Origin of the sequence: Nitrospirillum viridazoti CBAmc, from assembly GCF_000730165.1 — a bacterium.
GTDB classification, from domain to species: Bacteria; Pseudomonadota; Alphaproteobacteria; order Azospirillales; family Azospirillaceae; genus Nitrospirillum; species Nitrospirillum viridazoti.
Map to the genome: position 1 here is coordinate 1,335,296 of NZ_CP022110.1, position 21,871 is coordinate 1,357,166.

Genomic DNA, 21,871 nt, shown 5'->3' on the forward strand with positions numbered 1-21,871 from the left:
GAGTGAGTCATGAAAGCGTCCAACACCCTGCCGGCGATCTTCGTTCATGGCATGGGCATCATCGTGGCCGTGCTGGGCCTATTTTTCGCCGCTGGGTCCACCGACTTGGCGGGCTACATCGACGGCCTGCTGTTCGTCGCCTTCGGCGTGCTGGTCAATTTCTTCACCATCGCCCGCACCGTCGGCGGGCATACGGACGAGCTGGCACAGCAGCCGGCGGAGTGAGGCCAGCGGCGATCCACGACGCTATAGGCCCCGACCGGGGCCTCCCGGCGTCTGAGGGAAAAAAGACATGATCACTGGCGCGGGGTGGGGGGCATCCCTATCTTTGCGCCATGCTGATCCCCGACGTTCTTGTTCCCGGCCTTCACCTGGTGTTCTGCGGTACGGCGCCCAGCCGCGCGTCCATGGCGGCCAAGGCCTATTACGCCAAGCCCGGCAATGCCTTCTGGCCCAGCCTGCATGCCGCCGGGTTCACGCCCACGCGCCTGACGCCCCAGGAATATCCCGGCCTGCCGGGCCTGGGCCTGGGCCTGACCGACCTGAACAAGACCCAGTTCGGCAACGACGTCGATCTGGACCCCGCCGCCTATGACGTGGCGGCCTTCGTGGAGAAGATGCGACGTCATCGCCCCGGCGCTGTGGCCTTCACCAGCAAGACGGCGGCGTCCGTCTTCCTGACAGGGCATTACGGCCTGGTCGGGAGCCCAGTGTATGGCCGCCAGGCCCAGGATTTCGAGGGCATCGCCCTGTTCGTCCTGCCGTCCCCCTCCGGCCAGGCGCGGCGCTTCTTCACGCTGGACCCCTGGCGGGAGGCGGCGGCCTTTGTGGCCGGCCGCCGCGCCGCTTCCGCCGGGCTCCCCTGATTTTGCAGACCTGCATTTCCAGGTAGCGCGTGGGCATCGTCCACTCCGGTAACAGTTGTGTGCTAGTATCATCGCTGGGTTCCGGTGTTCAGTTGACGGATTTATTCCTGCTGTCCTGTCGCGGGCGCCCCGGTCGATGCCATGGGGAATATCCGGCCGTTATCGGTATTGCGCGGCGGTGGAAGTGAAATGCATGTCCTGACACTTCTCGACGTGAATATTCTGCTGCATGTCATCGCCGCCTTCTGCTTGTTTCCCGTCGGTCGTACACTGAAGGCGGGCAGGGCGGTCTGGTTCTGGGTTTCCTCGAACCTGTTCAATGCCGCTGGCTTGCTGATCGTCCTGACGCCTCACGCCAACCGGCCCATACCGGCGTTCAGTTTGATCGGCAACCTCTTGCTGGATTGGGGAACGATGCTGGCTTACGTCGGCATCCTGTCGTTCCTGGACCGGCCCCGGCGGACCCTCTGGCTGTTGCTTCCGGCTGCGGCGCTGTCGTGCGCCAAGATCGGCCTTTTCCTGGGGGTCGGTCTGAACTTGCCCATCAACGTCATCCTGGGTTGTGGCTGCCGCCTCCTGCTGGCGACGGGCTGCGCCTGGCTGCTGCTCCGCCATGCGGAGCGCGACCTGAGGATCGCCGCCTGGACGATGGCGGGATTCAACCTGGCTTGGGCGGCGGTGCTGCTGACTCGCATGGGTTGGGAAGCGCTGATGGTGCTGCCGCACGGCCAGGTGGTGATCGGTGATGTGCGTGATTCCACCACCTCCATAGGGCTGATGCTGCGGGCCGGCGTCACCTTCACGCTGACCCTCGGCTATTTGTGGATGGTGGGGCAGCGGTTGCAGGCGCGCCTGATCCGCCTGGCGGAGCAAGACCCCTTGACCGGCATCGCCAACCGCCGCGTCCTTTGGGAAAAGGGGGAGCGTTTGGTGGCGCGGGCCCAGCAGCGGGGCGGCATGCTGGCGGTGCTGATGGTCGACATCGACCATTTCAAGGCTATCAACGACCGGTGGGGCCATGGCGTGGGGGACATGGTGATCACCCGTGTCGCGCAAACCATCGCCGGCGTCATCCGTGCGACGGACATCCTGGGTCGCGTCGGGGGCGAGGAATTCGCGGTCGCCCTGCCTGACGCCGACGCCGCTACGGTAGCCGCCGTGGCGGAGCGTGTCCGCCAGGCGGTGGCCGACCTGGTCGTGGACCCGCAAACGCCGCTGCGATGCACGGTCAGTGTCGGCCGTGCCACTCTCGCGCCCGGCGTGGATTGGGCCGCCCTGGTCCATGCCGCCGACCAGGCGCTCTACCGCGCCAAGGCCGGCGGCCGCAACCGGGTGGAGGCGCACCTGTGGGGTGAGGCGGGACGGGACGCCGACGCGGAAACCCCCGGACTGGCCGCGGCCTGCTGGATATAGGCCCCGGCCGCTCGGATGCTCTCGCCGGGGCATCCGTCCAAATCGCTGCTCCCTTGGCTGCCGGGCCATGGTAATGTCATCCGGCATCCCACGGGCGGGACTTGCGAATACGGGATCCGGCGACATGAGCAACCAGGACGATATCGACGCCATGTTCGGCGGTGGCGGCGCCACCATGTCATCGGCCCCCGAACTGTCGGCCATCTATGACACGGTGGTGGAGGTATCGGTGGTGCTGGGCACCTCCACCATCCGCGTGCGCGACCTGCTGAAGCTGGGCCGCGGCGCCATCGTGGAACTGGACCGCAAGATCGACGACCTGTCCGACATCATCGTTTCCGGCCGCACCGTCGGCCGGGGCGAGGTCACCATCGTCGAGGACAAGATCGCCGTGACCTTCCGCGAGTTCACGCGGGTGAACGGCTGATGTCGTTCACCTGAGAACCAGGGCCTGAGAACCAGGGGAGGGGCGGGGCACATGATGGCGGACGGCGGCGCGGTGGAGACAGGTACGGAGGGCTGGGCCCTGTGCCCCGTGACCCCCGGCTTCATCGCCCATATCGGCCCCTTCTGGGAGGGCCGGCCGGCTCGCGGCGGCGGGGATGGCGGCTGGGTCCGCGCCTTCGTGGCGGATGAACGTCATTTGGCCGGCACGGGCCAGATCCACACCTCCGTCCTCTCATCCTTCGCCGAGCTGGTCTGTCTGCGCGCCATCAGCGACGAAGGCGTGCCGGAGGGGGAGGCGGTGCTGCTGAACCTGACCCTGAACCACCTGGGCAGCGGTCCGCGCGGCACCCTGGTGCAGGGTGAGGCGCGGCTGATCCGCCGCAACTGGTCCCAGCTGGTGACCGAGGTCCGCATCCACGACGGCGACCGTCCCCTGGTGGCCGGCACCGCCCTGTGGAGCCTGGCCGGCGCCTGAGAGCCGCCCTTCGTCCCCTTTCGGTCCTCAGGCTCAGGACGTGCGGGCCGTCTGCCACGCGTTGGTCTGGTCCGAGGTGAACACGCCCAGCTGGTCGCCGCTGAAGGCGTTGGCCTGGTCTGACGACATCGCCACGATCTGATCGGTGCTGAAGCCCGGGATTTGGTCGGTGGTAAACATCGGCACCTGGCTGACCGTGAACTCCCGGATGTCGTCCGTGGTCAGGGCGCTGATCTGCGTCGTGCTCAGGGCGTCGATCTGGGTGCTGTTCAGCAGAGCGACCTGGGTGCCGGTGAGCGCCGACAGGTTGCCGGTGCTGAGGCCCGCCAACTGCGCCGTGGTCAAGGCCGTCACCTGCGCCGGCGTCAGGTTCACGATGCGGTCGGTGGCCAGGGCGTCCAGCTGCGCCGTGCCCAGCGCCTTCACCTGGGCCAGCGACAGGCCGGAGACCTGGGTGGTGGTCAGCGCCGCCGCCTGGGCGGTGGTGAGGGCCCCGACCTGCGCCGTGCTCAAGCCCGCCACCTGCGTCGCCGTCAGGGTCGACACGTCGTCCGTGGTCAGGGCGGATATCTGGCTGGTGGTCAGCGCGCCCAGCTGGCTGGCGGACAATTCGCGGATATCGGCGGTGGACAGCGCGATCAACTGGCTGGTGGTCAGCGCCTGGATCTGCGCCGTGGTCAGCACGGTGGCCTGCGGGCCGCTCAATGCCGACAGGTTGTCGGTATCCAGACCCGATATTTGCGCCGTGGTCAGCGCGGCGATGAGGGTGGGCGACAGGCCCCTGATTTGCGACGTGCTCAACGCGTTCAACTGGTCGGTGCTGAGCGTCTGGATCTGGGTGGCCGACAGGCTGCTCAGCTGCGTGTTGCTCAGCGCCGTCAGCACCGTGGTGCTGAGGCCGGAGAGCTGCGCCGTCGTCAGGGCGGCCAGCTGCGTGGCGGACAGCGCGCGGGCGTCGCCGGTCGACAGGGCGTTCAACTGGTCGGTGTTGAGCGTCTTGACCTGGGTGGCCGACAGGCCGGCCACCTGGGCCGTCGTCAGACCGCCGATTTGGGCGGTGGTCAGGGCGCCGACCTGCGCCGTGGTCAGCGCCGCGGTCTGGGTGGTGGTCAGGGCCGCGACGTGGGTGGTGTCCAGGGCCGACAGCTGGCTGGTGGTCAGCAGGGCGACCTGGGCCGCCGTGAACTCGGTGACGTCCGATGTGGTCAGGGCGTTCAGCTGACCGGTGCCCAGCGACTGCAGCTGGGCGCTGGTCAGGCTGTTGACCTGCGTGGCGCTCAAGGCCGACAGGTTGTCGGTGCTGAAGCCGGCGATCTGGTCGGTGGACAGGGCGGTCAGCTGGGTGGCGGTCAGGGCGCGGGCGTCGGCGGTGGACAGCGCGTCCAGCTGGTCGGTGGACAGCACCTTGACCTGGGCGGCGGTCAGGTTGGACACCTGGGTGCTGCTCAGGGCCTGCAGGAAGTCGGTGCCCAGGCCGCTTACCTGATCGGTGCCCAGGCTGCTCAGTTGCGTCGCCGTCAGGGCCCGCGTGTCCGCCGTGGGCAGGGCGTTCAGCTGGTCGGTGCCCAGGGCGTGCAGCTGCAGGGTGGTCAGGCTGGCCACTTGGCTGGTGGTCAGGGTGGACAGGAAGGAGATGCCGAGGCCACTGATCTGGTCCGTGGTCAGGGCGGCGACCTGGGTGCCCGTCAGCGTCCGCACCGTGTCGGAGCTCAGCGCGTTGATCTGGTCGGTGGACAGCACCTTGACCTGGGCGGCCGACAGGCTGGTGACCTGCGCCGTCGTCAACACCCCCACCTGGCCGGTGGTCAGGGCGCTGACCTGGGCCGTGGTCAGGCTGGGCACCTGGCTGGTTGACAGGGCGGCCAACTGGTCGGTGCCCAGGACGGACAGCTGCGCCGTGGTCAGTTGGCCCACCTGGGCCGCGGAGAACTCACGCACGTCGGCGGTGGTCAGGCTGTTCAGCTGGCCGGTGGTCAGGGCCTGCACCTGGGCGCTGTTCAGGGTGCCCACCTGTGTGGCGCTGAGCGCCGACAGGGCGTCGCTGCCCAGGCTGGCGACCTGGGCGGTGGTCAAGGCCTGGACCTGGGTGGCGGTCAGGGCGCGGGCGTCGGCGGTGGGCAGGGTGTTCAGCTGGTCGGACGTCAGCACCTTGATCTGCGCGGCCGACAGGTTGCTGATCTGCGTGGTGCTGAGTGTCGCCAGGAAGCTGGTGCTGAGCTGGGACACCTGGGCGGTGGTCAGGGCCTGGATCTGCGTGGCGGTCAGGGCGCGGGCGTCGGCCGAGGAGAGGGTGTTCAGCTGGTCCGTGGTCAGCGAGGCCACCTGCGTCGCCGTCAGGCTGCCTACCTGGGCGGTGGTCAGCGCCGACAGGTTGGTGGTGCTGAGGCCCGCCAGCTGGGCCGTGGACAGGGCGGCCACCTGCGTGCCCGTCAGCGTCCGCACCGTGTCGGTGCTGAGCGCGTCCAGCTGGTCGGTGGTCAGGGCCTTGACCTGGGTGGCGGTCAGGCTGGAGACCTGGGCGGTCGTCAGGGTGGCCACTTGGTCGGTGGTCAGGGTGTTCAGCTGGGCGGTCGTCAGGCCGCCGATCTGGGTGGCCGACAGGGCGGTCAGCTGGGACGTGCCCAGGGCGGACAGCTGGGCCGTGGTCAGCTGCCCCACCTGGGTGGCGCTGAACTCACCGATGTCGGCGGTACTCAGGCTGTTCAGCTGGGTGCTGGTCAGGGCCTGGATCTGGGCGCTGCTCAGGCTGGGCACCTGGGCGCTGCTGAAGGCCGCCAGGTTGGCGGTGCCCAGGGCGGCGATCTGCGCCGTCGATAGGAAGCCGACCTGGGTCCCCGACAGCTCGCGGATATCCGCCGTGGACAGGCTGTTCAGCTGGTCGGTGGTCAGTGACCGGATCTGGGCGGAGGTCAGGCCGGCCACCTGCGTGGCGTTCAGCGCCGACAGGGCGTCGCTGCTGAGCGCCGCCACCTGGTTGGTGGTCAGGGCCGTCACCTGGGTGGCGGTCAGGGCGCGGGCGTCGGCCGTGGGCAGGGTGCCCAGCTGATCGGTGGTCAGGGCCTTGACCTGGGTGGCCGACAGGCTGGCCACCTGGGTGCTGCTCAAGGCCGTCAGGAAGCTGGTGCCCAGCGCCGCCACCTGGGCGGTGCTGAGGCTGGTCAGTTGCAGGGACGTCAGGGCCCGTGCTTCCGCCGTCGACAGGGTGTTCAGCTGGTCGGTGGTCAAGGCGCCCACCTGGGCCGCCGTCAGGCTGACCACCTGGGCCGTGGTCAGTGCCGTCAGCGTGCCGGTGGCCAGGCCCGCCACCTGCGTGGTGGTCAGGGCCGACACCTGGGTGGCCGTCAGCTTCTGCAGGTTGGCGGTGGGCAGGGCCGACAGCTGGTCGGTCGTCAGCGCCTTGACCTGAGTGGCCGACAGGGTGACCAGCTGCGCCGTGCTCAGGGCTGCCACCTGGTCGGTGGTCAGGGCCCCCACCTGGGCGGTGGTGAGGCCGGTCAGCTGCAGGGAGGTCAGCGCCGTCAGCTGGCTGGTGCCCAGCGCGGACAGCTGCGCGGTGGTGAGCGCCCCCACCTGGGTGGCGCTGAGCTCCCGCACATCGGCGGTGGTCAGCGCGTTCAGTTGGTCGGTGGTGAGCGATCGGATCTGGGCGCTGGTCAGGCTGGGCACCTGGGTGCTGCTGAGCGCCGACAGGTTGGCGGTGCCCAGGCCGGACACCTGGTCCGTCGTCAAGCTCGCCACCTGGGCGGCTGAAAACTCGCGGATATCGGCGGAGGTCAGGCTGTTGAGCTGGTCGGTGGTGAGGGCCTTGACCTGGGTGCTGGTCAGGCCCGTCACCTGGGTGGCGCTCAGCGCCGAAAGGGCGTCGCTGCCCAGGGCGGACAGTTGCGCGGTGGACACGGCCGCCAGCTGGGTGGCCGTCAGGGCGCGGGCGTCGGCGGTCGACAGCGTGCCCAGCTGGTCCGTGGTCAGCGCCCGCACCTGGGCGGTGGTCAGGGCCGCGACCTGGGCGGTGCTTAGCGCCGCCAGAGTGTCGGTCCGCAGGCCGGCGACCTGGGCGGTGGTCAGGGCCGCGATCTGGCCCGGCGCGAATTCCCTGAGGTCGGCGGCCCCCAGCGCGTTCAGCTGGTCGGTCGTCAGCGACTGGACCTGCGCGTTGGTCAGCTTCTGCACCTGCGCACTGTTGAGCGCGGACAGGGCGTCGGTGCCCAGCGTGGCGATCTGCCCCGTGGTCAGGCCGGGAATCTGGAGAGAGGTGAGGGCGCGCAAGTCCGCCGTGGTCAGGGCGGACAGCTGGTCCGACGTGAGGGTGCGCAGCTGGGCCGTGGTCAGGTTGGCGACCTGGTTGGTGCTGAGCGCCGCCAGCGCGTCGCTGCCCAGGCCCGCCACCTGATTGGTGGACAGCTGGCTCACCTGCGTCGCGGTGAATTCGCGGATGTCGGCGGAACTCAGCGCGTTCAGCTGGTCGGTGGTCAGGGCGCGGATTTGCAGGCTGCCCAGCACGGCCACCTGCGCGCTGTTCAGCGCCGACAGGTTGTCGGTGGACAGACCGGCGATCTGCGCCGTGGTCAGCGCCGCCACCTGGGCCGGCGTCAGCTTCTGCACCGATGCCGTGCCTAGGGCGCTGAACTGGTCCGAACCCAGGCCCTTCAGCTGCACGGCCGTCAGGCTGGCCAGCTGGGCAGTGTTCAGGGCCGCGACCTGGTCGGTGGTCAGCGCCGCCACCTGGGTCGAGGTCAGGCCCGTCAGCTGCGCTGTGGTCAGCGCCGCCACATTGTCGGTATCCAGCGTGGCGATCTGCGCTGTGCTGAGCGCCGTCACCTGGGTGGCGGCGAATTCCCGCACATCGGCGGTGGTCAGGCCGTTCAGCTGGTCCGTCGTCAGGGCGCGGACCTGGGCGGTCGACAGCTTCTGCACCTGGGCGCTGGTCAGGGCTGACAGGTTGCCGGTGCTGAGGCCGGCGATCTGTGCCGTGGTCAGGGCGGTCAGCTGGATGCTGGACAGCGTTCGCACCGCGGCCGTGCCCAACGCGTCCAGCTGGTCGGTCGACAACGCCTTGACCTGGTTGGCCGAGAGGTTCGCCACCTGCGCCGTCGTCAGTCCCGCGACCTGGTCGGTGCCCAGGGCCGCCACCTGGGCGGTGCTCAACGCCGACGTCTGGATGGTAGTCAGGGCGGCCAAATTCCCGGTGCTGAGGCCCGAGATCTGCGCGGTGGTGAGGGCCGCCACCTGCAGGCTGGTGAATTCCCGGACATCGGCCGTGGTCAGGCTGTTCAGCTGATCGGTGGTCAGCGCCTTGACCTGGGCGGTGGAGAAGGCGGCGACCTGGATGGAACTGAGCGTCGACAGCACATTGCTGGTCAGGAAGGGAACTTGGCCGGTGCCTAGCGCCGACAGCTGTGTCACCGACAGGGCCTTGGCGTCGGCCGTGGACAGGGCCGACAGCTGGTCCGAGGTGAGCGAGCGGATCTGCGCCGTGGTCAGGCCCGCCACCTGCGTGGTGGTGAGGGCGGCCACGGCGTCCGTCGTCAGGCCGGCGGTCTGGCCGGTGCTCAGGGACGCGATCTGGGTGGCGCTGAATTCCCGGATGTCGGCGGTGGTCAGCGACGCTAGCTGGTCGGTTGTCAGGGCCTTGACCTGGGCGGCGGTCAGGCTGGTCGTCTGCGTGCTGTTCAGGGCTGACAGGTTGTCAGAGCCCAGGCCCGCCAGCTGGGCCGTTGTCAAGCCGCTCAGCTGCGTGACGGTCAGGGCGCGGATGTCGGCGGTGGACAGGGCCGCCAACTGGTCGGTGGTCAGGGCGCCGATCTGCGCCTTGCTGAATTCCTGGATGTCGGCAGTAGTGAGGGCGGACAGCTGATCCGTGGTCAGCGCCTGTATCTGGTTGGAGGTGAGGCCGGCGACCTGGGTGGATTTCAGGGCCTTGAAATCGTCCGTACCCAACGCCGTGATGTCGGCTTCGCTGAACGCCTGCAGCTGAGTCGCGCTGAACACCATTTGGCTGACCTGGAAGGCCGCCGCCTGCTGCGTCGTCATCGCCTTGATTTGGGCGGTCGTCAGCGCCTGGACGTCCTGCGTCGTCAGCCGCTGGATGTTCGTGGTCGTGATGGCGGCGAACTGCGCCGGCGTCAGAAGACCGATCTGCGAAACCATACCCACCTCCGACCGCATCTCTTTGAGACGCTTCGTATTCGGCGTAAACCCACACCCCTTCTGGGTGTCGCCACGGACCGGTGGCGATGACGTCCGCCTTTTCCCCCGCCCCCTACTGGATGCCCGGGAAAAGGTACTGAGACACGGATCACCCCGGCGCCCCTTTGGGGTCGCCATGACCGGGCGACGCGATGCCAATCACAGGATTGCATTCAAGGGATGAATGTATCCGTTTTTGTAGTGCTTCGCATCCACGAATGCACGGGGCGGCTTAGTGCCGCGCAAGAGGCGCAAAGGGATGGGATGGTCGGCGGCCGCGGCCGCCGGCGGACCAAAAAAAACGCCGGCTGTCTCGAAGACAGCCGGCGAAGATGAAGGGAGCCTCATAAGGAGGTTGAAGGCTTGAGAGTGTCAAATCCGTCACGGTCAAGCCCCTCCTATATAGCTCCGACGCTGATTGATGAAAAGTTAAAAAACCGTGGCAAGCGTGTCACACTTCAAAAAACTGACCTCATGGTTAACCCCAAAGGCTCAGTCGCCGCGCACTTCCTCCACCATCTCCTCCAATCGGGCGAAGTCGCGGACGAGAAGGGAGTTGTCCTGGCGGATGACCAACTTGTCGCGCGACAGGTCGCCCAGCACGCGGGCGACCGTTTCGCGGGTGGTGCTGACCCGGGCGGCGATGTCGCTGTGAATCGGGATGGGGGAGATGGCGGCGGTGTTGTCGCCCTTCAGGTTGGGCTTGGCCAGGCGCAGCAACTCCGCGTGCACCCGGTTGTTGGCGCCCAGGGTCGACAAATCCATGATCCGTCCGGTGGCGGAACGAACGATGCTGGCCAGGCGGGTCATGACGCCCCAGGCGATGGTGGGGTTTTGGGTCACCACCTGCTGGAACAGGCGCGGCGACATGAAGGCGACCATGACCTCGCTCAGCGCCACGATGCTGGCCGATCGCGCCTCGCCGTCGATAGCGGACAGTTCACCCAGATAGCCGCCGGCCTCCACATCGTCGAAGGTGACCTCGCGGCCGGAGAGGGAGTAGTTTACCACCCGCACCCGGCCCTCGACGATGAAGCAGACGTCTCGGCTGTCCGACGCGCGGTCGATCACCTGTTCCTGCGGGTGGAAATGGCGCCAGCTGCATTGCTTGGCCAGGCTGGCGCGCTGGTCGGCCGTCAGGGGGGCCAGCAGTTCGATGCTGTCGAGGGACGCGGCTTCGATCACGGGGTGGGCTCCGGATAGGGGCGTTTGCGGCGTGGCTGCCGGTCCGGCATCCGCGCCCGGCCCCCACACAGATCCGGGGGCCTTGCTCAAGGGCTGGCCGGACAATAACGATCCGCGCGCCCGCCGTAAACGGCCCCACGCCTTTTGGTGGCGGCTGTTAACCAAAGAGGGGGAGGCCTCGGAGCCGGGCCGGCGCTCAGGGGTGCGCCGTCGCCCCCCGCCGGGGGGCCAGCGCCGTCTCCTCCACCCGGATGCGGTGGGCCAGCAGCAGGGCATTGGCGATAGAGAAGATCAGGGCCAGGTGCCAGGCGCCGAAGGCCAGGGGCACGGTCGCGATCTCCGCCACCACCACGCAGTAATTGGGATGCCGCACCCAGCGGAAGGGGCCGCCCTGGATCAGCGGGGCTTGAGGCAGTGTGATGATGCGGGTTGTCCAATAAGGGCCCAGGGTGCGGATGACCCAATAGCGCGCCAGTTGCAGGGGGATCAGCAGGGCCACCAGGGGCCAGACGATGGGCGCGTCGGCCGGGACGAACAGGAACAGTGCGGCCAGCCAGGCGCTGTGCAACACGATGAACAGCGGGTAGTGCGCCCGCCCCACCTCCTGGCCGCCCTGGGCCAGCAGGCGGCGGGTGTTGCGATTGGCCACCCGCAGCTCCGCCAGGCGCTGCACGGCCAGCAGCAGGACCACGATTTGCGGGGGGCCGAAAGCGAGTCCGTCCATGGCTTAGAACCGCATCAGGCCCAGGGCGGCGATGAAGCCGGGCCCCAGGGCGGACAGGAGGTGCAGGCCCCGCGCGCCCTGGCGCACGCGGCGCTCCAGCACGAACAGCACGGTCGCGGCCGACATATTGCCATGCTGGCGCAGCACGTCGCGGGCGTCCGCCAGCCCATCGGTGGCCGGGGCCAAAACCTCCTCCAGCGCGTCCAGCACCTTGGTGCCGCCGGGATGGCAGATGGTTCCGGCCAGATCGGACAGCGTCATGCGCTGGCGATCCAGGAAGCCGGCCACCACCTCGGGCAGTTTCTCCCGCACCAGGGTGGGGATGCTCTGGGCGAAGATGACGCCCATGCCGTCGTCCTCCACCTGCCAGCCCATGATGCCCAGGCTGTCGGGCCAGCGGTGCTCCGCCGACGCCAGGAAGGCGGGGGCCCCCTCATGGTTCGCGTCGCGGCCTTTGGGATCCGCGCGCAGGATGGCCGCGGCACCGCCGTCGCCGAACAGGGCGGTTGCGATGACGTTGGCCTTGGACAAATCGCCCCGGCGGAAGCTGAGGGCGCACAGCTCCACCACCAGCAGCAGGACATTGGCGCCGGGCCGGGCGGTGGCCCAGGTGGCGGCCCGCGCCAGGCCCAGCACGCCGCCGGCGCAGCCCAGGCCGAACAGGGGCATGCGCTCCACATCCGCCCTCATGCCCAGGCGCTGCATGATCAGCGCGTCCAGGCTGGGCGTGGCGATGCCGGTGGAGGAGACGGCGACGATGGCGTCCACGTCTGTGGGTTTCAGGCCCGCCTGGTCCAGCGCCTGGGTGGTGGCGCGGGCCAGCACGTCGACCGCGTGCTCCAGGTACAGCCTGTTGCGCTCCGCCCAGCCGTGCGGCTCCAGATACCATTCCAGCGGCACGCAGGAGGCGCGGCCCTCGATGCCGGCATGGGTGAAGACGGGCGCCAGCCGGTCGAAATCGCGCAGCCGGTGGGCGAAGACCTGGCGGGCACCGGCCAGCGCCTGCTCCTGCGTCAGGCGGTAGGGGGGCAGGGCGGTGGCGATGGACAGCAGACGGGCGGGCGCCGGCGGGGTGGGCAGCGGGGTATTGGATGTGGGTGCGGCGCTGGCCATGGTCATGTGTGTCCTTCCCCTTGTGTCAGTCTACAATAAGGCCACCGACCGGCGATGGTTCATGTGGCGTTGCCGGGGCATGCCCCGGACGCCATCATGCTAAGGGGAAGGCGGGCCCCCAACATCCGCCACTTTGGCGGGGTGGGCCGTCCGGCAACGGTTGGAATAAAGCCAGGCGCCGCTTCGTCAGGACGTGCCGGAACGGCCGGCCGCGCTATATCGATGCGGGTCATTCCTGCGAAGGACGCCCGCTGGTGAACGTGGAAGCCTCACACCATGTCGACTGTTCCGACATCGGACCGGACGGATATTACGATTATTATTATGCCTACACCATCTGGCGCTTTTCCGACGGGGGGCCGCGTGTCCTGATCGTGCGGGGCTATGATGATGAAACGGACGCCACCTTAAAGGCTTGGGAGAACCTGGACGGTACCCGCGGCCCTGTGGGCGCGGTCGACCTGTTCCATCCCCTGGTCCGCCAGGCCATGGAGCATCTGCGCCGCGAGGGGCGTTCGGTCCAACGGCTCAGCCGCCATGGCATCGTGCCGGCCACCCCCATCCGGGGGTGGGCCCGGGCTTGTGTGCTGGGGCTGGGCTATTGGCTGGGCTTGCGGGCTGAGGTGGTCAAATCATCGCCAGGACCATCAACCCCAGAAGGATAAGGGCCAGCGGCGCCAAGCCCAGGGTCAGGCGTAGCCGGCCGATGGGGCTGGGCTGGTCCGGCGGGATGGAGCGGGCGCGATAGACGCCGAATAAGATCATGATCGCCATGCCGCCCAAGGCCCCGCCGATGATGGAGCCGACCAGGGCGCTGCGGCTGCCCATCGGCTGGTGCTGGTGCGACATCACGGTGAAGACCACGGGAACGAGGCCAAGACCCAAGCCGAGCAGGGCGTGCTTGACGACCGTCAGGGTGCGCAGGCTGACCTTGCCGGCCGACGGGCCGGCGGGGAAGGCGGACGCGGTATCCATGGGATGGCTCCGGAACAAGGTTGGCGACCCGATGGGAGATACGGCGGCCCCGCGGCCCCGCAACTGGACGGAGGAAATAAGCCGCGAGTCCACCATCCGGACTGGCTGAGGCCCCTCAAGGCAGCTCAGTCCGCGGATGGGGAGTGTATAAATGGAATCGCCACCAGTAATGGTGGCGGCATCTAACCTTCCGGATAGGTAATGGCGCCTGCTTCGTTAATCCAATATTAATGCCGCACGGCGACTTTTGGTCTTGATATCTGCCTGGCAGTGGCGATGGGGCGGCGTGGTCCTGTTCCGGAACGGAGACGTGATGTTTGTTTTGCGTAGCGCTGTGAAGAAGCTGGCCGAAAAGGTCGAGTGGCTAGACATCCTGGCCGGCCATTCCGGCGTCGGGCTGTGGGATGCGATTCTGTACAACGGCGACGCCATGCATGAAAAGGCGCGCTGGACCTGGTCCCCGGAATTCCGCCGCTTGTGCGGCTTCTCCAGCGAGCGGGAATTCCCCAACGTCGTGCACTCCTGGTCCGACCGCCTGCACCCCGAGGATGCCGGGCCGACCTTCGCCGCCTTTGCTGCCGCCCTGAAGAGCGGGTCCACCTATGACGTCACCTATCGCCTGAAGGTCAAGGACGGCAGCTACCGCTGGTTCCGCGCCACCGGGGGCGTGATCCTGGATGAGCGGGGCGTGCCCCGGCGCGCTTGCGGCTCGCTGGTCGATGTCCATGCCGTCAAGCAGGCGGAGCAGGATCGCCGGGCCGCGATGATGGCCCTGGCCGCCCGGTTCGAGGCATCCATCAGCGCCATCGTCACCAGCGTCAGCGCCCAGGCGACCGACCTGCACGGCACGGCGCAGTCCATGGCCGGGACCGCCAGCGAGACCGCGCGGCAGTCGACGGCGGTGGCCACGGCGGCGGGAACGGCCACGAATAACGTTACCACCGTCGCCGCCGCGATCGAGGAACTGTCCGCCTCGGTGCGGGAGATCGCGCAGCAGACCGATCAGGCCACCCAGATGATGGGGCAGGCCGTGGTCCGGGCCGACGGCGCGAACACCCAGGTGCAGGGCCTGGCCATGACGGCGCAGAAGATCGGCGAGGTGGTGCAACTGATCAATGGCATCGCCAGCCAGACCAACCTGCTGGCCCTGAACGCCACCATCGAGGCCGCACGGGCGGGGGAGGCCGGCAAGGGCTTCGCCGTCGTGGCGTCGGAGGTCAAGGCCCTGGCCAACCAGACGGCGGCCGCGACCGAGGAGATCCAGGCCCAGGTCACGGCCATCCAGCAAGCCACCGGCATCTCCGTCCGCGCCATCCAGGACATCACCGAGACCATCACCACGATGAACGCGACGACGCAGTCCATCGCGGCCGCCGTCGGCGCCCAGGGGGAAGCCACCCGGGAAATCGCGGAGAATGTGGCGCAGGCGGCCCAGGGCACGGCGGAGGTGACGGCCAACATCGCCGGCGTCAGCGATGCCGCCCGTCAGACCGGCGCCGCCGCCACCCGGATGCTGTCCTCGGCCGGCGACCTCAGCCGCAGCGGTGACGCGCTGAAGGCGCAGGTGGACAGCTTCCTGCAGGAAGTGCGCACCGCGTGAGGGATCAACCGGACCGCAGCGTCTTGACCGCCTCATCCCGCTGGAACAGGTAGAGCAGCACGCGCAGGGCCTGGCCGCGCGGGGTTTCCAGGTCGGGGTCGCGGGCCACCATCAGGCTGGCGTCGTCGCGGGCGGTGGCCAGCAGGTCTGCGTGCACGGTGATGTCGGCCATGCGGAACTCCGGCAGGCCGGACTGGCGGGTGCCCAGCACCTCGCCCGCGCCGCGCAACTCCAGATCCTTCTCGGCGATGATGAAGCCATCCTCCGTTGACGTCATGACGTCCAGGCGGGCGCGGGCGGTCTCGCCCAGCGGGGCGGTGTACAGCAGCAGGCAGGCGGACGCGCGCTCGCCGCGCCCCACGCGGCCGCGCAGCTGGTGCAGCTGGGCCAGGCCGAAGCGCTCGGCATGCTCCACCACCATGATGGTGGCCTCCGGCACGTTCACCCCCACCTCGATGACGGTGGTGGCCACCAGCACGGACAGCTCGCCGGCGGCGAAGCGGGCCATGACGGCGTCCTTCTCCGCACCCTTCATCTTGCCGTGCACCAGGCCGACGCACCCGCCCAGCCGTTCCATCAGCGTGGCATGCCGCAGGGTGGCGTTGGCGAGGTCCACCGTTTCCGACTCGTCCACCAGGGGGCAGACCCAATAGACCCGCTGGCCGGTCTTGATGGCGGCGGCCACGCGCTCCACCACTTCCTCGATGCGGTCCGCGGCAGCGGCGCGGGTCACCACCGGCTTGCGCCCCGGCGGCTTTTCCATCAGGCGGCTGACGTCCATGTCGCCATAGGCGGTCAGGGTCAAGGTACGCGGGATGGGGGTGGCGGTCATGACCAGGGTATCGACGCCGCGGCCCTTGGTCGCCAGGGCCAGGCGCTGGTGCACGCCGAACTTGTGCTGTTCATCGATGATGGCCAGCGCCAGGTCGCGAAAGGCCACGTCCTCCTGGAACAGGGCGTGGGTGCCGATCAGGATGTCGATCTCCCCCGACGCCAGGCGATCCAGCACCTGCTGGCGCGCCTTGCCCTTGTCGCGGCCGGTCAGCAGGGCCAGGCGGATGCCGGCGGTTTCGGCCAGGTCGGCCAGGCTTTCGGCGTGCTGGCGTGCCAGGATTTCCGTGGGCGCCATCAGGGCGGCCTGGGCGCCGGCCTCCACCGCCGTCGCCATGGCCATCAGCGCCACGATGGTCTTGCCGCTGCCCACGTCGCCCTGCAGCAGGCGCAGCATGCGCTCCGGCTGCGCCATGTCGGCGTCGATCTCAACCAGCGCCTGCGCCTGCGCGCCGGTCAGCTGATAGGGCAATGCCGCCTGGATGCGGGTGCGCAAGGTGCCGTCACCCACCGTGGCGCGGCCGGCCAGCCGCCGCTGGTGCCAGCGCACCAGGGCCAGGGCCAGCTGGTTGGCCAGCAGCTCGTCATAGGCCAGGCGCTGGCGCAGGGGGCTCAGCGGGTTGACGTCCTTTTCCCCCTTGGGGTCGTGCGCGCCGGCCAACGCCGCCTTCCAGGTGGGCCAGCCCTGGCGCTCCAGCCAGGCCGGATCCTGCCATTCCTCCAGATCCGGCGCGCGGGCGAGGGCGGCCTGGATGGCGGTGCGCAGCGGCTTGGGGTTCAGGCCGCCGGTCAGGGGATAGACCGCCTCCACCTCCTGCGGTGGGGCGCCTTCCTCCACCGGGGCGAAATGGTCGGGGTGGGGCATCTGCAGCAGGCCGTTGAAGCGCTCCACCTTGCCGCTGACCACCACCATGGCCCCCTGGGGCAGCTTCTTCTCCAGCCAGTCGCCCTTCACATGGAAGAACACCAGCTCCATCTCCCCGGTATGGTCGGTGCAGCGCACGCGGTAGGGGCGGTGGCGCTGCACCGGCGGCATGTGGCCGTCCACCCGCACCGTCAGGGTGACGATGCGGCCCTCCGGCGCCTCGGCAATGCTGGGGGCGTTGGCGCGGTCCAGGATGCCGGTGGGCAGGTGCCACAGGATGTCCGCCACGTGCGGACCGGTCAGCCGCTCCGCCAGCTTGCCCAGGCGGGGCCCCAGGCCCGGCAGGCTGGTGATGGGCGCGAACAGGGGATAGAGGACGGGCGGACGCAACGGGGCAGGCTCCAGGACGCAAAACCGTGGGCATATGCCTATATGTTAGCGGGCCGGCTTGTCGACGGGCTACCCTCGTGTCGAGGGGTATGTTTACGATGTGTTCCTGGTGGTGTATGATGCCGTCCCTTCCAAGCGGTGGAACTGTCATGACGAAAACGATGCCTGTCGCCGTCAATCTCGAACCGGAGCTGAGCGATCAGGTCATTGCGGTCGCTGCCGCCCTTGACCGCCCTGCCGCATGGGTTGTCGAACAAGCGGTCAAGGATTTCGTCGCCCTCCAGGAATGGCAGCTCGCGGCGATAGACGAAGGAATTCGCGCCGCCGATGCCGGTGAGGTCGTGGCCCATGAGGACGTCGTGGCATGGGTCCGCTCATGGGGCACATCCCATGAGTTGCCCATGCCTGCGCCTAAGTCCGACTAAACCAGCATGCGTATCGTTTGGACCATTCCCGCCTTAAGGGATTTGACGTCCATTCAAGCTTATATCACCCAGGATAGCCCATTGGCGGCGGCCCAGCAGGTCGAGGCCGTGATTGCATCCGTGTCGGATCTGCTAGCGCGTTTCCCGCAGGCTGGGCGAAATGGCCGTCGTGCCAACACGCGTGAGCTTGTCATCCAAAAAACGCCATATCTGGTCGCCTATCGGTTACGGGGTGACACGATTGCCATTCTGCGGGTACTCCATGGCCGGCAACGTTGGCCGAGGCTCCCGCCAGGTTAGTGCGGGTGTGGTGAGGCCCCGTTTTCAGAACCATCTTCAAGGTCCCTGTTCCATGTCCATCACCACTGATATCACCGAGGACGACGCCTCGCAGAATGCCCTAGCCGTGCGGCGCAAGCGCCTGATCTTCCGCAGCTGGCATCGCGGGATGAAGGAGATGGACCTGCTGATGGGTACCTTCGCCGAAAAGCATGTGCCGGCCTTCACGGTGGAACAGCTGGACCGCTATGAGCATTTGCTGGATCTGAACGACCCGGACGTCTTCGACTGGCTGCTGGGCCGCGCACCCTTCCCGGATGACCTGGATGCGGACCTGATGGCCCTGCTGCAGGCCCACCGCGTCGCCTGATTTTTTTTCGTCACCGCTTACGCCTGGCTGTTGCCCCATGCCCGACACTGTCCTGCCGTCCGCCCTGCTTTCCGGCCTGAACCCCGACACGCCGCGCCGCCTGCTGGTCGCCGGCGCGCCGGAGGGGCATGACGCGCGCGTGCTGGCCGACCTGGCGCGCCGGGCCGGGGCCTCCGGCCTGCTGCACGTGGCGCTGGACGACACGCGCATGGCCCGGGTGCAGGAGGCTTTGGCCTTCTTCGCGCCCGACGTGGCGGTGCTGCCTTTCCCGGCGTGGGACTGCCTGCCCTATGACCGCGTCTCGCCCAACGGCGACATCGTGGCCCGGCGCATCGAGACGCTGACGACCCTGCTGGGCGCGCGGCCGAAAGGCCCCTTCATCGTCCTCACCACCCTGAACGCCGCCCTGCAGAAGGTGCCGCCGCGCCTGGCCTTCCGCAACGCCACCTTCGGCGCCAAGGTGGGCGGCCGCCTCAACGTCGATGAGCTGCAGCGCTTCCTGGCCAACAACGGTTACACCCGCGCCCAGACGGTGCGTGAGCCGGGCGAGTACGCCGTGCGCGGCGGCATCATCGACCTGTTCCCCCCGGCGACGCCGGAACCCTTGCGCCTGGACCTGTTCGGGGATGAGCTGGAAGGCGTGCGCGCCTTCGACCCCATGACCCAGATGACCACGGAGAAGCGGTCGGGCGTGGACCTCAAACCCATGTCGGAGGTGTTCCTGGACGACCCCTCCGTCCAGCGTTTCCGCACCGGGTACCGGGAGCTGTTCGGCGCCGTCACCGACAGCGACCCGCTGTATGAGGGCATCAGCGCCGGGCGCAAGATGCCGGGCATGGAACATTGGCTGCCCCTGTTCCACGCCGGCCTGGACACGCTGTTCGACTATGTCCCCGCCGCCGTGGTCAGCCTGGACGCCCAGGCGGAGGAGGCGCGCGACGCCCGCCTGTCCCAGGTGGCGGACTTCTACGAGGCCCGCCGCACCTTCCAGGAGGTGGAGAAGAAGTCGGGCACGCCGGTCTACAAGCCGGTGCCGACCTCCGCCATGTTCCTGGATGGTGACGCCTGGGACCGGCACCTGGCCCTGCGCTGCGTGGCGCAGCTGTCGACCTTCGCCGCTGTCGCCCGTGAAGACGAAAAGGGCGGGTCCAACCCCAACCTGACCGACGCCGGCGGCCGCCGGGGGCGGGACTTCGCCGACGCCCGCGCCAACCCGGACGTGAACGTCTTCCGCGCGCTGGGCCAGCACATCGACCAGATGCACGCCGACGGCCGCCGCGTGGTGGTGGCGGGCTACAGCCAGGGTGCCCGCGACCGCCTGGCCAAGATGCTGAAGGAACACGGCATCGACCCGGCCCTGACCGCCGACACCTGGGCGGAGGTGGGGGCGCAGGAATCGCGGGCCACCGCCGTCATCGTGCTGGGCATCGACACCGGCTTCACCACCGGCGACCTGGCGGTCATCACCGAACAGGACATCCTGGGCGACCGCCTGGCCCGCCCGTCACAGAAGAAGCGCCGCGCCGCCAACTTCATCGCGGAGGCCGCCAGTCTGTCGCCCGGCGACCTGGTGGTGCACGTCGATCACGGCATCGGCCGGTACGACGGTCTGGAGACGCTGACCGTCACCGGGGCCCCGCACGACTGCCTGCGCATCCTCTACGACGGCGGCGACAAGCTGTACGTGCCGGTCGAGAATATCGAGGTGCTGTCCCGCTTCGGGTCCGAGGAATCGGGCGCGCAGCTGGACAAGCTGGGGGGGGTCGGCTGGCAGTCGCGCAAGGCCCGCGTCAAGAAGCGGCTGAAGGACATGGCCGACGCGCTGCTGCGCATCGCCGCGGAGCGCGCCCTGCGCAAGGCCCCGCCCATCGAGGTGCCGGACGGCGTCTATGACGAATTCGCCGCCCGCTTCCCCTATGCCGAGACGGATGACCAGCTGAAGGCCATCGAGGACGTGCTGGAGGATTTGAATTCCGGCCAACCCATGGACCGCCTGGTGTGCGGCGACGTCGGGTTTGGGAAGACCGAGGTGGCCTTGCGCGCCGCCTTCGTCGCGGCCATGAGCGGCTTGCAGGTGGCGGTGGTGGTGCCCACCACCCTGCTGGCCCGCCAGCACACCCGCACCTTCGAGAAGCGCTTCGCCGGCCTGCCCGTGCGCCTGGGGCACTTGTCGCGCCTGGTGACGGCGAAGGAATCCGCCCAGACCAAGGCCGGCCTGGCCGATGGCACCATCGACATCGTGGTCGGCACCCACGCCCTGCTGGCCAAGAGCATCCAGTTCAAGCGGCTGGGCCTGGTCATCGTGGACGAGGAACAACATTTCGGCGTGAAGCAGAAGGAACGGCTGAAGGAACTGCGCACCGACGTGCACGTCCTGACCCTGACCGCCACGCCCATTCCCCGCACCCTGCAATTGGCGCTGAGCGGCGTGCGGGAGCTGTCGCTGATCGCCACCCCGCCGGTGGACCGCCTGGCCGTGCGCACCTTCGTGCTGCCCTATGACCCGGTGGTGATCCGCGAGGCCATCCTGCGCGAGCATTATCGCGGCGGGCAGAGCTTCTACGTCTGCCCGCGCATCGAGGATCTGCCCAAGCTGCAGGAACGGCTGGCCGAGCTGGTGCCGGAGGTGAAGATGATCACCGCCCACGGCCAGATGCCGGCGGCGCAGTTGGAGGAGGTGATGACCGCCTTCGATGAGGGCAAGTACGACCTGCTGCTGGCCACCAACATCATCGAAAGCGGTCTGGACATCCCCAGCGCCAACACCCTGATCGTCCACCGCGCCGACATGTTCGGCCTGGCGCAGCTGTACCAGGTGCGCGGCCGCGTGGGCCGGTCCAAGGTGCGGGGCTACGCCTACCTGACCTATCAGCCCAAGACGGTGCTGTCGCAGACGGCGCAGCAGCGCCTGCACGTCATCGAGACGCTGGACAGCCTGGGGGCGGGCTTCCAGCTGGCCAGCCATGACATGGACATCCGTGGTGCCGGCAACTTGCTGGGTGAGGAGCAGTCCGGCCAGATCCGTGAGGTGGGCGTGGAACTCTACCAGCAGATGCTGGAGGAGGCGGTGGCCGCCGCGCGCGGCGGCCTGACGGAGGCGCAGGCGGCGGAGGAGCAGTGGACGCCGCAGATCCAGCTGGGCATGCCGGTGCTGATCCCGGAAGACTACGTCGCCGATCTCGGCATCCGCCTGTCGCTCTACCGCCGCGTGGCCGACCTGGTGGACCGGGCGGAGATCGACGCCTTCGCCGCCGAGATGGTGGACCGCTTTGGCACCCTGCCGGGGGAGGTGGAGAACCTGCTGCGCCTGGTGGAGATCAAGCGCCTGTGCCGCGACGCCGGGGTGCAGACCCTGGACGCGGGCCCCAAGGGTGCCGTCATCGGCTTCCGCAACAACGAGTTCAAGAACCCCGCCGCCCTGGTGGGGTTCATCCAGCAACAGGCCGGCACCGCCAAGATCCGGCCGGACCACAAGCTGGTGCTGCTGCGCCCCTGGGACAGCGCGGAGACGCGCATGGACGGCGTGCGCAAGCTGATGAGCGACCTGGCCAAGATGGCGGCGGGTGAGATGGTGAAGACCGACCCGCCCCCGCCACCGCCGCCACCCCCGCCGCCCAAGCCGCAGGGCAAGCCCGTCTCCGCCTGGGGGCACAAGCCGCCGCTGCCGGCCAGCAAGCTGAACCGCCCGGGCTTCTCCGCCCCGCCGCGCAGCCGGCGGTAGGGCTGC

17 protein-coding genes are annotated in these 21,871 nt (G+C 68.7%); 11 read left to right on the forward strand and 6 right to left on the reverse strand.

Translation table 11 applies throughout. The features are described from left to right. Window positions 1-9 precede the first annotated feature (9 nt). The 5 genes from Y958_RS06250 (at window position 10) to Y958_RS06270 (ending at window position 3,201) form a co-directional block, all read left to right on the forward strand. Complete coding sequence (locus Y958_RS06250) at window positions 10-225, forward strand: hypothetical protein (RefSeq protein WP_040850056.1); 216 nt, start codon at window positions 10-12, stop codon at window positions 223-225. Between the two features lie 110 nt (window positions 226-335). After that, entirely contained in the window at window positions 336-866 is a 531-nt protein-coding gene (locus tag Y958_RS06255) for a mismatch-specific DNA-glycosylase (RefSeq protein ID WP_088871315.1), read from the forward strand. A 189-nt stretch (window positions 867-1,055) separates the two neighbouring features. Next, window positions 1,056-2,279 (forward strand): GGDEF domain-containing protein, encoded by a 1,224-nt coding sequence (locus Y958_RS06260; RefSeq protein ID WP_186291284.1) that lies wholly within the window; start codon window positions 1,056-1,058, stop codon window positions 2,277-2,279. Window positions 2,280-2,403: 124 nt separating this feature from the next. Continuing rightward, window positions 2,404-2,706 carry a flagellar motor switch protein FliN gene (fliN, locus tag Y958_RS31865; RefSeq protein WP_186291285.1) on the forward strand — a complete coding sequence of 101 codons (303 nt, stop codon included), beginning with the start codon at window positions 2,404-2,406 and terminating at the stop codon, window positions 2,704-2,706. 51 nt (window positions 2,707-2,757) lie between these two features. Next, window positions 2,758-3,201 carry a PaaI family thioesterase gene (locus tag Y958_RS06270; protein ID WP_040850062.1) on the forward strand — a complete coding sequence of 148 codons (444 nt, stop codon included), beginning with the start codon at window positions 2,758-2,760 and terminating at the stop codon, window positions 3,199-3,201. A 33-nt stretch (window positions 3,202-3,234) separates the two neighbouring features. Here the strand turns inward: Y958_RS06270 and Y958_RS32290 are convergent, their stop codons facing one another. The 4 genes from Y958_RS32290 to Y958_RS06290 form a co-directional block, all read right to left on the reverse strand. Then, window positions 3,235-9,348 carry a beta strand repeat-containing protein gene (locus tag Y958_RS32290; protein ID WP_145727811.1) on the reverse strand — a complete coding sequence of 2,038 codons (6,114 nt, stop codon included), beginning with the start codon at window positions 9,346-9,348 and terminating at the stop codon, window positions 3,235-3,237. A 531-nt stretch (window positions 9,349-9,879) separates the two neighbouring features. After that, window positions 9,880-10,572, reverse strand: coding sequence for a Crp/Fnr family transcriptional regulator (locus tag Y958_RS06280; protein WP_040848848.1), 693 nt, complete (start codon window positions 10,570-10,572; stop codon window positions 9,880-9,882). Between the two features lie 196 nt (window positions 10,573-10,768). Further along, window positions 10,769-11,296 carry an isoprenylcysteine carboxyl methyltransferase family protein gene (locus tag Y958_RS06285; RefSeq protein WP_088871320.1) on the reverse strand — a complete coding sequence of 176 codons (528 nt, stop codon included), beginning with the start codon at window positions 11,294-11,296 and terminating at the stop codon, window positions 10,769-10,771. A 3-nt stretch (window positions 11,297-11,299) separates the two neighbouring features. After that, window positions 11,300-12,415: a type III polyketide synthase gene (locus Y958_RS06290; protein WP_244909395.1), complete on the reverse strand. Its 1,116-nt coding sequence runs from the start codon at window positions 12,413-12,415 to the stop codon at window positions 11,300-11,302. 248 nt (window positions 12,416-12,663) lie between these two features. Here Y958_RS06290 and Y958_RS06295 point away from each other — a divergent pair, with 248 nt between their 5' ends. Beyond that, window positions 12,664-13,074, forward strand: a complete 411-nt coding sequence (locus Y958_RS06295) for a hypothetical protein (RefSeq protein WP_088871321.1) — start codon at window positions 12,664-12,666, stop codon at window positions 13,072-13,074. Here Y958_RS06295 and Y958_RS06300 read toward each other — a convergent pair. Beyond that, window positions 13,037-13,384: a hypothetical protein gene (locus Y958_RS06300; RefSeq protein WP_088871322.1), complete on the reverse strand. Its 348-nt coding sequence runs from the start codon at window positions 13,382-13,384 to the stop codon at window positions 13,037-13,039. The genes Y958_RS06295 and Y958_RS06300 overlap by 38 nt on opposite strands. Window positions 13,385-13,697: 313 nt before the next feature. On the opposite strand from Y958_RS06300, the gene Y958_RS06305 reads away from it, so the two are divergent. Beyond that, window positions 13,698-14,984, forward strand: a complete 1,287-nt coding sequence (locus Y958_RS06305; protein WP_088871323.1) for a methyl-accepting chemotaxis protein — start codon at window positions 13,698-13,700, stop codon at window positions 14,982-14,984. 4 nt (window positions 14,985-14,988) lie between these two features. Here Y958_RS06305 and recG read toward each other — a convergent pair whose 3' ends face one another. Then, entirely contained in the window at window positions 14,989-17,070 is a 2,082-nt protein-coding gene (recG, locus tag Y958_RS06310; RefSeq protein WP_088871324.1) for an ATP-dependent DNA helicase RecG, read from the reverse strand. A gap of 149 nt (window positions 17,071-17,219) precedes the next feature. Between recG and Y958_RS06315 the strand changes: the two genes are divergently transcribed. Genes Y958_RS06315 through mfd form a run of 4 tightly spaced genes read left to right on the forward strand, consistent with a single transcriptional unit; the run spans window position 17,220 to window position 21,865 of the window. Further along, entirely contained in the window at window positions 17,220-17,495 is a 276-nt protein-coding gene (locus Y958_RS06315) for a CopG family ribbon-helix-helix protein (protein ID WP_088871325.1), read from the forward strand. Between the two features lie 6 nt (window positions 17,496-17,501). Beyond that, window positions 17,502-17,795, forward strand: a complete 294-nt coding sequence (locus Y958_RS32985; protein WP_088871326.1) for a type II toxin-antitoxin system RelE/ParE family toxin — start codon at window positions 17,502-17,504, stop codon at window positions 17,793-17,795. Between the two features lie 52 nt (window positions 17,796-17,847). Further along, entirely contained in the window at window positions 17,848-18,144 is a 297-nt protein-coding gene (locus Y958_RS06325) for a succinate dehydrogenase assembly factor 2 (RefSeq protein WP_088871327.1), read from the forward strand. Between the two features lie 37 nt (window positions 18,145-18,181). Beyond that, complete coding sequence (gene mfd, locus Y958_RS06330) at window positions 18,182-21,865, forward strand: transcription-repair coupling factor (protein ID WP_244909396.1); 3,684 nt, start codon at window positions 18,182-18,184, stop codon at window positions 21,863-21,865. The last annotated feature ends 6 nt before the right edge of the window (window positions 21,866-21,871 follow it).

Coding starts and splice junctions, on each gene's coding strand:
- Y958_RS06250 (WP_040850056.1), top strand. CDS start 10: ATGAAAGCGTCCAACACCCTGCCGGCGATCTTCGTTCATGGCATGGGC.
- Y958_RS06255 (WP_088871315.1), top strand. CDS start 336: ATGCTGATCCCCGACGTTCTTGTTCCCGGCCTTCACCTGGTGTTCTGC.
- Y958_RS06260 (WP_186291284.1), top strand. CDS start 1,056: ATGCATGTCCTGACACTTCTCGACGTGAATATTCTGCTGCATGTCATC.
- fliN (WP_186291285.1), top strand. CDS start 2,404: ATGAGCAACCAGGACGATATCGACGCCATGTTCGGCGGTGGCGGCGCC.
- Y958_RS06270 (WP_040850062.1), top strand. CDS start 2,758: ATGATGGCGGACGGCGGCGCGGTGGAGACAGGTACGGAGGGCTGGGCC.
- Y958_RS32290 (WP_145727811.1), bottom strand. CDS start 9,348: ATGGTTTCGCAGATCGGTCTTCTGACGCCGGCGCAGTTCGCCGCCATC.
- Y958_RS06285 (WP_088871320.1), bottom strand. CDS start 11,296: ATGGACGGACTCGCTTTCGGCCCCCCGCAAATCGTGGTCCTGCTGCTG.
- Y958_RS06290 (WP_244909395.1), bottom strand. CDS start 12,415: ATGACCATGGCCAGCGCCGCACCCACATCCAATACCCCGCTGCCCACC.
- Y958_RS06300 (WP_088871322.1), bottom strand. CDS start 13,384: ATGGATACCGCGTCCGCCTTCCCCGCCGGCCCGTCGGCCGGCAAGGTC.
- Y958_RS06305 (WP_088871323.1), top strand. CDS start 13,698: ATGTTTGTTTTGCGTAGCGCTGTGAAGAAGCTGGCCGAAAAGGTCGAG.
- Y958_RS06315 (WP_088871325.1), top strand. CDS start 17,220: ATGACGAAAACGATGCCTGTCGCCGTCAATCTCGAACCGGAGCTGAGC.
- Y958_RS32985 (WP_088871326.1), top strand. CDS start 17,502: ATGCGTATCGTTTGGACCATTCCCGCCTTAAGGGATTTGACGTCCATT.
- Y958_RS06325 (WP_088871327.1), top strand. CDS start 17,848: ATGTCCATCACCACTGATATCACCGAGGACGACGCCTCGCAGAATGCC.
- mfd (WP_244909396.1), top strand. CDS start 18,182: ATGCCCGACACTGTCCTGCCGTCCGCCCTGCTTTCCGGCCTGAACCCC.